This is a genomic window from Phaeovulum sp. (assembly GCF_030684035.1).
Taxonomy (GTDB): domain Bacteria; phylum Pseudomonadota; class Alphaproteobacteria; order Rhodobacterales; family Rhodobacteraceae; genus UBA6213.
Map to the genome: position 1 here is coordinate 19,747 of NZ_JAUXPI010000005.1, position 13,883 is coordinate 33,629.

At 65.3% G+C, this 13,883-nt stretch carries 13 protein-coding genes; 6 read left to right on the forward strand and 7 right to left on the reverse strand.

What is annotated here, in order from left to right; translation table 11 throughout:
• Nucleotides 1-37: 37 nt before the first annotated feature.
• Nucleotides 38-1,420, forward strand: coding sequence for an FAD-binding oxidoreductase (locus tag Q8J98_RS01985; protein WP_305292920.1), 1,383 nt, complete (start codon nucleotides 38-40; stop codon nucleotides 1,418-1,420).
• Nucleotides 1,417-1,806: an SgcJ/EcaC family oxidoreductase gene (locus tag Q8J98_RS01990; RefSeq protein WP_305292921.1), complete on the forward strand. Its 390-nt coding sequence runs from the start codon at nucleotides 1,417-1,419 to the stop codon at nucleotides 1,804-1,806. Before Q8J98_RS01985 ends, Q8J98_RS01990 begins: the two co-directional genes overlap by 4 nt.
• A 19-nt stretch (nucleotides 1,807-1,825) precedes the next feature.
• Here the strand turns inward: Q8J98_RS01990 and Q8J98_RS01995 are convergent, their stop codons facing one another.
• The 3 genes from Q8J98_RS01995 to Q8J98_RS02005 form a co-directional block, all read right to left on the reverse strand.
• Nucleotides 1,826-2,764 (reverse strand): nucleoside hydrolase, encoded by a 939-nt coding sequence (locus Q8J98_RS01995; protein WP_305292922.1) that lies wholly within the window; start codon nucleotides 2,762-2,764, stop codon nucleotides 1,826-1,828.
• Between the two features lie 146 nt (nucleotides 2,765-2,910).
• On the reverse strand, nucleotides 2,911-3,915 hold the full coding sequence (locus Q8J98_RS02000) for a Fe(3+) ABC transporter substrate-binding protein (protein WP_305292923.1): 1,005 nt from the start codon (nucleotides 3,913-3,915) through the stop codon (nucleotides 2,911-2,913).
• Nucleotides 3,916-3,993: 78 nt separating this feature from the next.
• The gene (locus tag Q8J98_RS02005; protein WP_305292924.1) at nucleotides 3,994-5,850 is read right to left on the reverse strand and encodes an ABC-F family ATP-binding cassette domain-containing protein; all 1,857 of its coding nucleotides are present in this window, start codon (nucleotides 5,848-5,850) and stop codon (nucleotides 3,994-3,996) included.
• 137 nt (nucleotides 5,851-5,987) lie between these two features.
• On the opposite strand from Q8J98_RS02005, the gene ndk reads away from it, so the two are divergent.
• Together ndk and Q8J98_RS02015 are read left to right on the forward strand one after the other, a co-directional pair.
• The gene (gene ndk / locus Q8J98_RS02010; protein WP_305292925.1) at nucleotides 5,988-6,410 is read left to right on the forward strand and encodes a nucleoside-diphosphate kinase; all 423 of its coding nucleotides are present in this window, start codon (nucleotides 5,988-5,990) and stop codon (nucleotides 6,408-6,410) included.
• Between the two features lie 162 nt (nucleotides 6,411-6,572).
• Nucleotides 6,573-7,991 carry a YdiU family protein gene (locus Q8J98_RS02015; protein ID WP_305292926.1) on the forward strand — a complete coding sequence of 473 codons (1,419 nt, stop codon included), beginning with the start codon at nucleotides 6,573-6,575 and terminating at the stop codon, nucleotides 7,989-7,991.
• A 1-nt stretch (nucleotide 7,992) separates the two neighbouring features.
• Here Q8J98_RS02015 and Q8J98_RS02020 read toward each other — a convergent pair whose 3' ends face one another.
• Nucleotides 7,993-8,595 carry a hypothetical protein gene (locus Q8J98_RS02020; protein WP_305185964.1) on the reverse strand — a complete coding sequence of 201 codons (603 nt, stop codon included), beginning with the start codon at nucleotides 8,593-8,595 and terminating at the stop codon, nucleotides 7,993-7,995.
• A 133-nt stretch (nucleotides 8,596-8,728) separates the two neighbouring features.
• On the opposite strand from Q8J98_RS02020, the gene Q8J98_RS02025 reads away from it, so the two are divergent.
• On the forward strand, nucleotides 8,729-9,424 hold the full coding sequence (locus tag Q8J98_RS02025; RefSeq protein ID WP_305185965.1) for an endonuclease/exonuclease/phosphatase family protein: 696 nt from the start codon (nucleotides 8,729-8,731) through the stop codon (nucleotides 9,422-9,424).
• Nucleotides 9,425-9,518: 94 nt separating this feature from the next.
• Nucleotides 9,519-10,793 (forward strand): phosphopyruvate hydratase, encoded by a 1,275-nt coding sequence (gene eno / locus Q8J98_RS02030; protein WP_305292927.1) that lies wholly within the window; start codon nucleotides 9,519-9,521, stop codon nucleotides 10,791-10,793.
• Nucleotides 10,794-10,940: 147 nt separating this feature from the next.
• On the opposite strand, the gene Q8J98_RS02035 is transcribed toward eno, so the two are convergent.
• The 3 genes from Q8J98_RS02035 to gatB form a co-directional block, all read right to left on the reverse strand.
• Nucleotides 10,941-11,570 (reverse strand): J domain-containing protein, encoded by a 630-nt coding sequence (locus Q8J98_RS02035; protein ID WP_305185967.1) that lies wholly within the window; start codon nucleotides 11,568-11,570, stop codon nucleotides 10,941-10,943.
• A gap of 105 nt (nucleotides 11,571-11,675) precedes the next feature.
• Nucleotides 11,676-12,089, reverse strand: coding sequence for a DUF4177 domain-containing protein (locus Q8J98_RS02040; RefSeq protein ID WP_305292928.1), 414 nt, complete (start codon nucleotides 12,087-12,089; stop codon nucleotides 11,676-11,678).
• 26 nt (nucleotides 12,090-12,115) lie between these two features.
• Nucleotides 12,116-13,630 carry an Asp-tRNA(Asn)/Glu-tRNA(Gln) amidotransferase subunit GatB gene (gatB, locus tag Q8J98_RS02045; RefSeq protein WP_305292929.1) on the reverse strand — a complete coding sequence of 505 codons (1,515 nt, stop codon included), beginning with the start codon at nucleotides 13,628-13,630 and terminating at the stop codon, nucleotides 12,116-12,118.
• Nucleotides 13,631-13,883 lie beyond the last annotated feature (253 nt).

Below are 13,883 nucleotides of genomic sequence, written 5' to 3' on the forward strand. Positions count from 1 at the left end.
TGCGCCTATATCGGCGCGGCGAATGCAGCGGGAGGCAATGATGACCCCAGACGCAGTTTCTGCCCTTGCCGCGCTGCTCGGGCCGCGTTTCAGCCAGAACCGCGCCGAGCGCAATCAGCATGGCCTGTCTGAAACCTGGTTTGCAGCAACCCCGCCGGATGCGGTGGTCTGGCCCGAAACCACCGCCGAGGTTGCCGCGATCATGCAGATCTGCGCGGCGCATCGGCTGCCGGTCGTGGCCTACGGCGCGGGCAGCTCGCTTGAGGGGCATACGCTTGCGGTGGCGGGCGGCATCAGCCTTGACACGAGCCGGATGAACCGGGTGCTCGAGGTGCAGGCGGCCGACATGCAGGCGGTGGTGCAGCCCGGCGTCACGCGCGAGGCGCTCAACACCGAATTGCGCGCGACCGGCCTTTTCTTTCCGGTCGATCCGGGTGCCAATGCCAGCCTTGGCGGCATGGCGGCAACCCGCGCTTCGGGAACCACCACGGTGCGCTACGGCTCGATGCGCGCCAATGTGCTGGCGCTGGAGGTGGCGCTTGCCGACGGGCGGGTGATCCGCACCGGTTCGCGCGCCGCGAAGTCTTCGGCGGGCTATGATCTTACCGCGCTGATGCTGGGGTCCGAAGGCACACTTGGGATCATCACCGAGTTGACCCTGCGCCTGCATGGCCAGCCGGAGGCGGTTTCCGCGGCGGTCTGCGCCTTTGAAAGCCTGCAAGCGGCGGTGGAAACCGTGATGGCGACGATCCAGTTGGGCATCGGCATGGCCCGGATCGAGTTTGTCGATGCGGATGTGGTGCGCGCCTTCAACCTTTATGCGGGCAGCCAGATGCCCGAAAAGCCGCATCTGCTGGTCGAGTTTCACGGCTCACCCGCCGCCGTGGCGGAAGAGGCGCGGCGGTTTGGCGAGGTGGTGGCGGAAATGGGCGGGGCCGATTTCAACTGGGCGACCACCGCCGAGGCGCGCGGCAAGCTGTGGAAAATGCGCCACGCCGCCTATCCGGCCTGCCTCGCGTCGCGCCCCGGCTCGATCGGGCTTGTCACCGATATCTGCGTGCCGATTTCGCGGCTTTCCGAAGCGGTGGAACAGACCCGCGACGATATTGCCGCCGAGGGGCTTTCGGGGCCAATTCTCGGCCATGTCGGGGACGGCAATTTTCATGCGGTTCTGCTTTTGCAGAAAGACAATGCCGATGAACTGGCGCGCGCCAAGCGGGTTGCCGCGCGCATGGCAAAACTGGCGCTGGCGCTTGGCGGCACGGTGACGGGCGAACATGGCATCGGCATTGGCAAGCGCGGCTATATGGAGGCAGAGCACGGGCAGGGCTGGCAGGTGATGGGGGCGATCAAGGCGGCGCTTGACCCCTTGGGCATTCTCAACCCCGGCAAGGTCGTGCCGGACCGGACCCAGCCATGAGTCTTGCCGCCCCCGCCGATCTTGCGCGCGCGTTTTCCGCTGCCTGGGCGGCGCGCGACGCGGGCGCGATTGCCGCCCTCTTTGCCGAGGATGCCGATTTTCTCAGCCTTACGGGAGGCGCGGCCGAGGGAAGGGCGGTGATAGCCGATCTCTTCGCCGCCGAGTTTGCCGGAACCTTCGCCAGGGCGCGGCTGGTAACGGGCCGCAGCAAGCTGCGCCCGCTCGGGCCGCATGCGGCGGTGGTGCTGCAACGCTTCGTGCTTTCGGGGCTGGTGCACGCGGACGGCACCGATGCAGGCAGGCTTGGCGCGGTGCTGATGGCAACGCTCAGCCCTGATGCGCAGGGCTGGCAGGTGGTTGCGGCGCAATTCGTGGCCGAAGCCTGACCGGGTGCCGCGCAGGGCGTCAAAGCCGCCCGATGCGCCCGGTCAAAAGCGCAAAGAACCCCGCCGCATCGACCTCGCGCATGAACATCGCATTTGGCGCGCGCGGCGTGACGCGCCACCAGTCGGCCACGGTCATGCCTCGGGTCAGCGGGCTGAGCGTTTCGATTTCCACGTTGATGTGCCGGCCCTTGAAAAGCCCGGGCGCAAGCAGATAGGCAATCACGCAGGGGTCATGCAACGGTGCACCATCAGAGCCGTATTTGGCCATGTCGAAGCGCTCGAAGAAATCGGTCCAGCTTGCCACCGCATGCCCGACCGGGGTGCCAAGCGCGCGCAAGCCTTCAATGCGGGCCCGCGTGGTCAGCACCTGATGCGTGACATCAAGCGGCATCACCACCAGCGGCACACCGGATCTGAAAACGATGTCGGCTGCTTCCGGGTCAACGTAGATGTTGAATTCGGCGGCGGGCGTGGTGTTGCCGCCTTCAAAGCAGCCGCCCCCCATCAGCACGATCTCGACCACCCGCGGCACAATCTCGGGGGCGCGGCGAAAGGCGGTGGCAATATTGGTCAGCGGCCCGAGCGCGCAGAGGGTGACCGCGCCTTCGGGCAGCCCGCGCAGGGTTTCGATGATGAAATCGACCGCGTGGACGGGTTGCAGCGGCATGGTCGGCTCGGGCAGCTCGATTCCGTCAAGTCCGCTTTTGCCGTGCACATATTCGGCGGTGACAAGATCGCGCGAAAGCGGCCGCTCGCAGCCCGCGAACACCGCCACTGCGGCGCGCCCGGCAAGTTCGCAAACCACCCGGGCGTTGCGCGAGGTCAGCGGCAGCGGCACGTTGCCGGCGACGCAGGTGATGCCCAGCAGCTCCAGTTCGGGGCTGGCCAGCGCGAGCAATATCGCCACGGCGTCATCCTGGCCGGGGTCGGTGTCGATGATGATCTTGCGCGGGGTCATGGCCTCTCCTCGGTTCGGATGCGGCAGAAGGTGCCGTGGCGGCGCGGCAATGTCCACACCGCCGTTTCGCACCTGCGCCTGACCAGACCGCACCCCGCGCAGACCGAGGCGGCGGTGCCCGTTGCACCACCGCCCTGCCGCGGCGATCAGCCGTCGAAGTTGACTTCCTGGATCAGTTTCAGCGCCGCCGGGCGCAGCCGCGCCACGTCGATCAGCCCCAGCGTATCGGGGGTGAAATCGCCCCAGCTTGCCACCAGATCCGATCGCGCGACACCGGGCTTGACCGGAAACTCGTGGTTGGTTTCGGCATAGATCGCCTGTGCGGCATCCGAGGCGAGAAACTCCATCAGCTTCAGCGCGGCATCATGGTTTGGTGCCGCATTCGTCATCGCCATGCCCGAAACGTTCATATGCGTGCCACCGTTTTCAAATACCGGGAACACGAGGCGCACCGCCTCGGCCCAGGCAATCTGTTCGGGGTCGGCGAGCATCTGGCCCATGTAGTAGGTGTTGCCAAGGCTGATGTCGCATTGCCCCGCCCAGATCGCCTTGACCTGATCGCGGTCGCCGCCCTCGGGCTTGCGCGCAAGGTTGGATTTCAGCGCCGCAAGCCAGTCGCGCGTCGCCGCCTCGCCGTGATGCGCGAGGTAAGCCGCAGCCAGCGCCACGTTATAGTCGCTGCTGCCCTGACGGGTGCAGATGCGGCCCTTCCATTTCGGGTCGGCAAGGTCTTCGTAAGTGGTCACATCGCCCTCGGCCACCCGGTCGCGCGCGGCATAGATGATGCGGGCGCGGCTGGTCAGGCCGAACCAGTGGCCCGCAGGGTCGCGGAACTCGGCCGGAATCGCGGCGTCGAGCGCAGGCGAGGCGACAGCCTGCGTGACCCCCGCATCGACCACCTGCATGAGCCGCGCAATATCGACCGTCATCACCAGATCGGCGGGGCTGCGGCGGCCTTCGGCTACCAGCCGCTCGACCATGCCCGAGCCGACAAAGGCAACGTTCACCGCAATGCCTGTTTCAGCGGTGAAGGCGTCAAACAGCGGCTGCACCAGTTCCGGCTGGCGATGCGAATAGATGTTGACCTCATCCGCGAGCGCGGGAAAGGCGGCGAGAAGCGATGTGGCAAGAAGCGTGAAACGCAAGGACATCGGCTGTGCTCCGCAGGGTTGAATACTGCCGCCTATAAACCTGATTAAAATACTCAGGTCAATACCCGATAGAATAGATCAACTATTATCCGCCCGCAGTGCCGCGTCGAGCGCCTCATGCGCTGCAAGCCACAGCTCTTCGGCGCGCGCCAGCCCGTCAACCGCCTCGACGCGCTTCATCGTCCACTTGTGCAACTCCTTGCCCATATGCGGCGCGTAAAGCGCCTGCTCGCCAAGCTTGGCATCAAGCTTTTTCAGCATCTCCTCGATCTTCGCCACCCGCTCTTCGCACTTGCGCAGGTCGGATCGGAGCGCCAGAACCCTGTCGCGCGGGGTCTTCTGGGCTTTTTGCACCCGCGCCGGGGCGGCGGTTTCCTCGCCCGCCAGCAACTCGCGCCGATAGGCTTCAAGATCATTGAGGTAGGGCACCACATGGCCGCCCTTGACCAGCCAGAGCCGGTCCGCAACGAGGCTGAGCAGGTGCATGTCGTGCGAAATCAGAATCACCGCGCCGGTATAATCGTTCAGCGCCTCGACCAGCGCTTCACGGCTTTCCATGTCGAGGTGGTTGGTGGGTTCGTCGAGGATCAGAAGATGCGGCGCGGTGGTGGTTGCCAGCATCAGCGACAGCCGCGCCTTCTGCCCGCCCGAAAGCTGGCCGACCACGGTATCTGCCTGATCGGCGAGCAGGCCGAACCCCGCCAGCCGGGCGCGCAGGCGCGGTTGCATTTCGGCCGGATACACCCGCTGGATGTGCTGCAACGGGGTTTCATCAAGGTAAAGCTCATCGACCTGATGCTGGGCGAAATAGCCGATCCGCAATTTGCCTGACCGCGTGAGCTTGCCCAACTGCGCCGGCAGTTTGCCCGCCAACAGCTTTGCCAGCGTCGATTTTCCCTCGCCATTGCGGCCAAGAAGCGCGATCCGGTCATCCTGATCGATCCGCAGGCTGAGGTGCTTGAGCACCGGTGGCCCGCCATAGCCCACCGCCACCTCGTCCAGCGCAAGGATGGGGGGCGAAAGCTGCTCGGGCACCGGAAAGCTGAAAACCTGCTTCGCGGCTTCCTCGGGGGCGGTTATGACCTCCATCTTTTCCAGCATCTTGACCCGGCTTTGCGCCTGCACCGCCTTGCTGGCCTTGGCCTTGAAGCGATCGACGAAGCTTTGCAGATGCGCGCGCCGCGCCTCCTGCTTTTTCGCCTCTGCCGCCTGCACGGCGCGCTGTTCGGCGCGGGCGCGGGCAAACTGGTCGTAGGGGCCGCTCCAGAGCGTCAGCTTGCGGTTTTCAAGGTGCAGAATTGCCCCTACCGCGCGGTTGAGCAGGCCCCGGTCGTGGCTGATGATGATGACCGTATGCGGATATTTCGCCAGATAGCTTTCCAGCCAGAGCGCGCCTTCAAGGTCGAGGTAGTTGGTAGGTTCGTCGAGCAAGAGCACATCGGGCTGGGCGAAAAGAACCCCGGCAAGCGCCACCCGCATGCGCCAGCCGCCCGAGAAATCGGAACAGGGGCGCAACTGCGCCTCGGCATCGAACCCAAGCCCGCGCAGGATTGCGCTGGCGCGGCCCTCGGCGGACCAGGCATCGATATCGGCAAGCCGGTGCTGGATGTCGGCAATCCGGTGCGCATCGGTCGCATGCTCGGCCTCGGCCATCAGTTCGGCGCGTTCGGTATCGGCTTCCAGCACGGTATCAAGCAGCGAGGTTGCCGAGGAAGGCACCTCTTGCGCAACCCCGCCGATGCGCGCCCGCGACGGCAGGCTGATAGCCCCGCCCTCAAGCGCCAGCTCGCCCCGGATCAGCCGGAAGAGCGTGGTCTTGCCGGCACCGTTCTTGCCCACAAGCCCCACCTTGTGGCCATCAGGGATGCTCGCAGAGGCAGCTTCGAAAAGCGGGCGGCCCTGCACGGAATAGGTGATGTCGGATATTTTCAGCATATCCGCCCCATGCCCGAACCCCGCGCCCGCGTCAACCGCTGGCCCGCGCGGGGTTTTCAATGGCAGCGCCCCATGCTAGGGGGCGCCGTCTGGCGAGGGCAGGGGCCCTTTGCCGTATCAGGGGAAAAGGTGCCATCATGGCCATCGAACGCACGCTTTCAATCATCAAGCCCGACGCAACGCGGCGCAATCTTACCGGCAAGATCAACGCGAAGTTCGAGGAGGCGGGCCTGCGCATCATCGCGCAAAAGCGCATCCGGCTGAGCCTTGAGCAGGCGGGCAAGTTTTACGAAGTGCACGCGGCGCGGCCCTTTTATGGTGAGCTGTGTGAATTCATGGCGTCCGAGCCGGTGGTTGTGCAGGTGCTCGAGGGCGAAGGCGCCGTGCTGAAGAACCGCGAGGTGATGGGTGCAACCAACCCGGCCAATGCGGCCGAAGGCACCATCCGCAAGGAATATGCGCTGTCGATGGGCGAGAACTCGGTGCATGGCTCGGATGCGCCGGAAACCGCGGCGGTCGAGATCGCGTTTTTCTTCTCCGGTCTCGAACTGGTCGGCTGAACCGGCCTGAAAGCGGGTTGCATGGAAAGGCCGCTCGCAGGAGCGGCCTTTTCGCATCCGGTCACGCGCGCAGCGCTGGCCGCCCCGGCGCTTCGCCACCGCCGCTTGCCCGGCCCTTCCGATTTGCCGCCCGCGCCCTATCTTGAACGACAGGGAGAGATCATGCCGCAAACCGACCCAAGCTACGCCCGCCTGCCAGCGCGTTTCTTTGCCCGTGTGGCCCCGGTCGCGGTGGCCGATCCGCAACTTTTGGCGCTGAATCTGCCGTTGGCCGAGGCGCTGGGCATTGATCCGGTCTGGCTCGCGGGTGCCGAGGGCGTTTCCATGCTGGCGGGCAACACGCTTCCGGGCTGGGCCACGCCGATCGCGCAGGCCTATGCCGGGCACCAGTTCGGCAGCTTCGTGCCGCAGCTGGGTGACGGGCGCGCGCTGCTGCTGGCCGAGATCCTCGCCCCCGGTGGAGGGCGCTTTGACCTCGTGCTGAAAGGTTCCGGCCAGACCCCCTTTTCGCGCCGGGGCGATGGTCGGGCCTGGCTAGGCCCGGTGCTGCGCGAATACCTTGTCAGCGAGGCGATGGCGGCGCTGGGCGTGCCGACAACGCGGGCGCTGGCGGCGGTGGCGACGGGCGAGGTGGTGTGGCGCGAAGAGGGGGCATTGCCGGGCGCAATTCTGGCGCGGGTGGCCGCCAGCCATATCCGCGTTGGCACTTTCGAGTATTTTGCCGCGCGCCGCGATACCAAAGCGCTGGCGCTTCTGGCCGAGCACACGCGCGCGCGCCATTTTCCGCTGGCCGATGGCGCGCTTGGCCTGCTTGCGTCGGCGGTGGCCGCGCAGGCGCGGCTTGTTGCCGACTGGATGAGCTTTGGCTTCATCCATGGCGTGATGAACACCGACAACATGGCGGTTTCGGGTGAAACCATCGACTATGGCCCCTGCGCCTTCATTGATGCCTATCACCCCGACCGGGTATTTTCCTCAATCGACCGGCACGGCCGCTATGCCTACGCGCAGCAACCGAACGTGGCGCTCTGGAACCTCGCGCAGCTGGCCTCGGCGCTTCTGCCGCTGATTGGCGAGGGCGAGGCGGGGGTCGAGGCGGCCAGCGCCGCGCTCGACGGCTTCTGGCCCGCGTTCAGTGCGGCCTGGAGCGCGCGCTTTGCCGCCAAGATCGGGATTGCCAGCGCACGCACGGGCGACCATGCGCTGATCGAAACGCTGCTGGCGCGGATGGCCCGCCAGGGCAGCGATTTCACCCGGGTTTTCCACGGCCTCGCAGACGGGTCGGCACGCGATGAATTCGCCGACCGCGCTGCCTTTGATGCCTGGGCGGTTGATTGGCACACGCGGCTTGGCCATGAACAGGACCCGCAGGCGGTGATGCGTGCCGCGAACCCGGCGCGGATACCGCGCAACCACCGCATTGCCGAGGTCATTGCGGCCGCAGTCGCAGGCGAGATGGCCCCCTTCGCGCGGCTGCACGCCGCACTTTCCGTGCCCTATGACGAACGCCCGGAATGGGCCGACCTGTCAGATGCGCCAGCCGCCGACGAGGCGGTTACCCGCACCTATTGCGGCACCTGAGCTATTTGCGAAACTTGCGGAACAGCTGCCGGTTGCGGTCGATGAACGCCTGCATCAGCGCCGCACTGCCGCCAAGGCTGCGGCCATGCAGATAAAGCCAGCCCGCTGCCGCCCCCGCGCTTGCGCCGATCACGTCCACAACCAGATCGCCCATGGTATCTGCCAGCCCGGTTTCCTGCATGCTGAGACCAAATGCACTGTCCACCGCGAATTCGAAGATTTCCCAAAGCGCGCCAATCGTGACCGCGAAGGAAAACGCGATGAATGCCAGCGCCCAGGCGGGTGCCGCGTAGCGATCTCCCTGAAACAGCATGAACACCAGCAGGAACCCGAGGATACCAAAGCCCAATGCCGAACCGAGGTGCAGCATCCCGTCCCACCACCAGAACCGCAGGTAGAAATCGGCTGCTTCGCCCAGATAGATCGTGGCGAAGATGAAGGCGGTGATGCCGACAACAAAGCTCCACGGCAACCGCACCCCAAGCCGACTTACCAGCACCAGCGGTGCCAGTGTCATCACGAAAGTCGCCACGGCGATGCCCGCCAGCGGCCATTGCTGCTCCCACAAGGCCAGAACGAACTCGACCGCCAGCACCGCCCACATGAGCAATACCGGCAGGGGTTGCTTGTGCAACGGTGTAAAACGCAGGCGCGGACGCATGTGGCCGATATAGGGCGTGTGTCGCAAGGTCGCAACGGGGCTTCACGTCGCGCCCCGCCGCCCCCATATCAGAGGCATGATCCTGCGCATTGCCTCCTACAACATCCATAAATCGAAAGGCAGCGATGGCCGCTTTGATCCGGCGCGGGTGATCGACGTGATCAACGCACTCGGGGCCGATGTGCTCGCGCTGCAAGAAGTCGATTTCCGCTTTCGCGGCCGCCCCTCGGCATTGCCGCTTGCGGTCTTGCGCGCCGGTTGCGCGCTCTTGCCGGTGGCGCTCACCCCGACCGGCCCGGAGAGCCTCGGCTGGCATGGGCAGACGCTGTTGCTCGGCAAGAACGTCAGGCTCAGCGCACTGCGCCCGCTTGTCTTGCCCGGTTTCGAGCCGCGCGGCGCGCTTATCGCCGATATCGATGCGGGCAGCGGGCCGCTCCGGCTTGTCGGGGTTCACCTTGGCCTGCGCCGCTCCAACCGGCGCGCCCAGCTTGCCCATATCCGCGCCGTGCTGCGCGAAGAGGAAGATCGCCCCGCTCTCATCATTGGCGATTTCAACGAATGGGCGGCGGCAAAGGGCCTTGAGGCACTGCACGGATTCGAGCTTACGACGCCGGGCCCAAGCTACCCCGCCCGCGCCCCCTTCGGGCGGCTGGACCGGCTCGCGGCAGGGCCGGGTATCAGCGTGCTCCGCGCCGGGGTCTTCGATAGCGGCCTGGCGCGGCGCGCCTCGGACCATCTGCCGATCTGGGCCGATGTCCGGCTTTCGACCTGATCGGGCACCGCGGCTGCGGCGGGGGCTTTCGCACCGCTGCCAAACGGCGTAAACCCTCGGCAGCATTTCCCAGCCCGGTTTCAAGGAGCCCGCCATGAGCACGATCGTCGACATTCACGCCCGCGAAATACTCGACAGCCGCGGCAACCCCACGGTCGAGGTCGATGTGGTGCTGGAAAGTGGCGTCATGGGCCGCGCCGCGGTTCCTTCGGGGGCATCGACCGGTGCCCACGAGGCGGTCGAGCGGCGCGATGGCGATGCGGCGCGCTACATGGGCAAGGGCGTGCTTGAAGCGGTGCAGGCGGTGAACGGCGAGCTTGCCGAAAACCTCGTCGGCGAGGATGCCACCGAGCAGGTCGCCATCGACCGGCTGATGATCGAGCTTGACGGCACCCCGAACAAGGGACGGCTCGGGGCCAATGCCATTCTGGGGGTAAGCCTTGCCTGCGCCAAGGCGGCGGCGGAATTCACCAATCAACCGCTCTACCGCTATGTTGGCGGTACCTCGGCACGCATCCTGCCGGTGCCGATGATGAACATCATCAACGGCGGCCAGCATGCCGACAACCCGATCGACATTCAGGAATTCATGATCATGCCGGTGGCGGCGGCGAATATCCGCGAGGCGGTGCGGATGGGTTCGGAAGTCTTCCACACGCTGAAAAAGGAACTCTCGAAGGCGGGCCACTCCACCTCTGTCGGCGACGAAGGCGGCTTCGCCCCGGCGCTTTCCTCGACGCGCGCGGCGCTCGATTTCATCCTCAAGGCGATCGAGAAGGCAGGCTACCGGCCCGGCGAAGACATCTGGCTCGCGCTCGATTGCGCCGCCAGCGAATATTACAAGGGCGGCAAGTATGTGATGGCGGGCGAGGGCAAAACCTTCGATGCCGCCGAAAACGTCGCCTACCTCGCCGCGCTCTGCGCCGATTACCCGATCCTTTCGGTTGAAGATGGCTGCGCCGAAGATGACTGGGCGGGCTGGAAGCTGATGACCGATGCGCTTGGCGGCAAGGTGCAACTGGTGGGCGACGATATTTTCGTGACCAACCCGGCGCGGCTGGCGCGCGGCATCGCCGAAGGTTGCGGCAACTCGCTGCTGGTCAAGGTCAACCAGATCGGCACGCTGACCGAAACCCTCGAGGCGGTGCGCATGGCCGACCGCGCAGGCTTCACCTCGGTGATGAGCCACCGCTCGGGCGAAACCGAAGATGCCACCATTGCCGACCTTGCCGTGGCCACCAACTGCGGCCAGATCAAGACCGGCTCGCTGTCGCGCACCGACCGGCTGGCGAAATACAACCAGCTGATCCGCATCGAGGAAATGCTGGGCGAGGCCGCCGAATACGCGGGCCGCTCGATCCTGCGCTGAACAAAACCGAGGGGGCTTTCCGCCCCCTCCTGGCCTTGCAGGCCAGTTCACCCCCGAGGATATTTCGGCTGAAGCATTTGCCGAAGCTCGTTTCTGCTTCAGAGACAAATATCCCCCCGCCGGAGGCGTTGCTTTGGATGGCGCGGATCAGTCGCGGAAGTTGCGGCTGTCCTTGATCTGGTCCCAGGCCCAGACGACCTCTTGCAGGCGTTCCTCGTCGTCGCGGTTGCCGCCGTTCATATCCGGGTGAAGATCTTTCACCAGGCTTTTGTATTGTTTGCGAATTTCAGGTTTGGTCCAAGTGTCCTTGGCTTCGAGGATGTCGATAGCCTTGCGTTCGGTCGGGGGCAGTCTGCGCCCTGCGTGCTGGCGGCCGGGGTTTTGCGTGGCGTTCGCGCCGAGAATTTCCATCGGGTCGGCAACCCCGTGGCGCGCCCAGGCCCGGTCTTCCTCGGAGATGCGGCCAAAGGGTTTGGTCGGGCGTTCCCACACGGTTGCATTGTCGAGGAAGGCCTGGAATTCCTCTTCGGACTGGCCCTGAAAATAGTTCCAGTTCAGGTTGTATTCGCGCACATGGTCCTTGCAGAACCAGAAATAGTCATCGAGCTTTTTCGGCGACTTCGGGGCGCGATACTGGCCTTGTTCCTGGCATCCCTGGTGGTCGCAGCTGCGTGTGGAGGTTTCGAATGCGCCGGACATGCCGCGCTTGCCTTTGGCGCGGCGTTTCTTGTCGGTGGCAGCGGAGATGTCGAAGCCGAAGGCGTCGTTTCTGGTCATGCGCAGTCCTCTGGACCCGGCCGTTTCGAGTCGGGCCATGAAGAATAGGCCATTTCGCGCCCGGCGAAAGCGAAATTCCACGCCATGGGGGCGACTGGGCCGAGTTCAGGATTCGGGGGTGGCGGGGCCGAGGCGCGGGGCGGAGCCGGGGTCGGAATGGGCGCTGAGCCGCGGCGCGAGCCCCGGAGTTGTCGAAGCGAGGAAAGTCGGGACCGATTCAGGCGCGGGTTCCCGCAAATCCGGCAATTGCTCGGCGGCGGGCAGCAGCACGGTTTCCGCTTCCGTTACGATCGCGCGGCGGAAGATCAGCAAATTGTGATAGACCGTGCTGCGGCCGGTAAGCCCGCTGCGCTCTTCGCTGGGCAGCACATCGGCGCGCAGATACTCCCAGCCATCTGCGGCCATGCGATTGAGTTCCGCCGCGAGGGTTGCGCCGAAACGTTCGCCCGGCGTTTTCAGCGCGCGGTTCTTTTCGGCGCGAAGCGGGGCCGGGATGGCGGTGTATTCATAGCTTTGCATCGCGTTCTCCAGCGGCCCGCATGGCCTTACAGCCCAAGTTTCTGCGTCACCAGCGCGGTGACGGTGGCGGGGTTGGCTTTGCCGCCGGTTGCCTTCAGCACCTGGCCGGTGAACCAGCCTGCAAGCTTTGGATTGGCGCGGGCCTTTTCAACCTGCGCCGGGTTTGCGGCAATCATCGCATCGACGACCTTCTCGATCTCGCCGCTGTCGGTCACCTGTTTCATGCCGCGTTCTGCCGCAATCGCTGCCGGGTCGCCGCCGGTTGTCCAGACGATCTCGAAAAGGTCCTTGGCCATCTTGCCCGATATCTCGCCCGAGCTGATCAGATCGAGCACACCGCCAAGTTGCGCGGCGCTGATCGGGCTGGCGGCAATGCCGAGCCCTTGCTTGTTCAGCCTGCCGAAAAGTTCGTTGATCACCCAGTTCGCCGCCATCTTGCCGTCGCGCCGGGTGGCTACGGCTTCGAAGAAGGCCGCGTTTTCCGCCTCGGCGGTCAGCACCGCGGCGTCGTATTCGCTCAGCCCCCAGTCGCGCACGAAGCGGGCAACCTTGGCGTCGGGCAGTTCTGGCATGGTGGCGGCGATGCCGTCCACCCAGGCCTGTTCGATTTCCAGCGGCAACAGGTCGGGGCAGGGGAAGTAGCGGTAATCATGCGCCTCTTCCTTCGAGCGCATCGAGCGGGTTTCGCCCTTGTCGGGGTCGTAGAGCCGCGTTTCCTGCACCACCTTGCCGCCGTCTTCCAGCAGCGCGATCTGTCGGCGGGCCTCGTATTCGATCGCCTGTTGAATGAACCGCATCGAGTTCATGTTCTTGATTTCGCAGCGGGTGCCGAGGTGCGAAAAATCCTGCGTCGCCTGATAGCGTTCATAATCGCCGGGGCGGCAGACCGAAACGTTCACATCCGCCCGCAGGCTGCCGTTCTGCATGTTGCCGTCGCAGGTGCCGAGGTAGCGCAGGATCTGGCGCAGCTTGGCCACATAGGCCGCCGCTTCCTCCGGGCCGCGAATGTCGGGGCGGCTGACGATTTCCATCAGCGCGACGCCGGTCCGGTTGAGATCGACGAAGCTCATGTTCGGGTCCATGTCGTGGATCGACTTGCCCGCGTCCTGTTCCAGATGAATGCGTTCGACCCGCACCCGGCGGGCGACACCCGGCCCCATGTCCACGAATATCTCGCCCTCGCCGACGATCGGGTGGTAGAGCTGCGAAATCTGGTAGCCCTGCGGCAGGTCCGGGTAAAAGTAGTTCTTGCGGTCGAAGGCCGAACGCAGGTTGATCTCGGCCTTGAGCCCAAGCCCGGTGCGCACCGCCTGCGCCACGCAGAACTCGTTGATGACCGGCAGCATTCCCGGCATTGCGGCATCGACAAAGGCGACGTTGGAATTCGGTTCAGCGCCGAAGAGCGTGGAGGCACCGGAAAACAGCTTGGCGTTCGAGGCGACCTGCGCGTGCACCTCCAGCCCGATCACCAGTTCCCATGGCCCGGTGGCACCGTGGATCACTTTGGCTTCGGGGTCGCGGAAGGCAAGATGGTCAAGCATCGCTCGGGCCTCTGGTCAGGACTGGCGACGGGTTTAGGACATCGGCCAGCGCGAGGCAAGCGATGCCAGAGCGCGCGCGGCGGGGGCGCGCTGAAGTGGCATGTTGACGCAGGCGATCGTGTCCCACAGCGTGGTGTAGCTGGCCATGAAGATCGCCGCCATTTCGGGCGTCGGCCTGCTTGATCAGCGCGCCACGACGGGCAGGCTGATCATTGGATCATCGCTTAATGGCGCCATGGTTTCCAGCGTCATG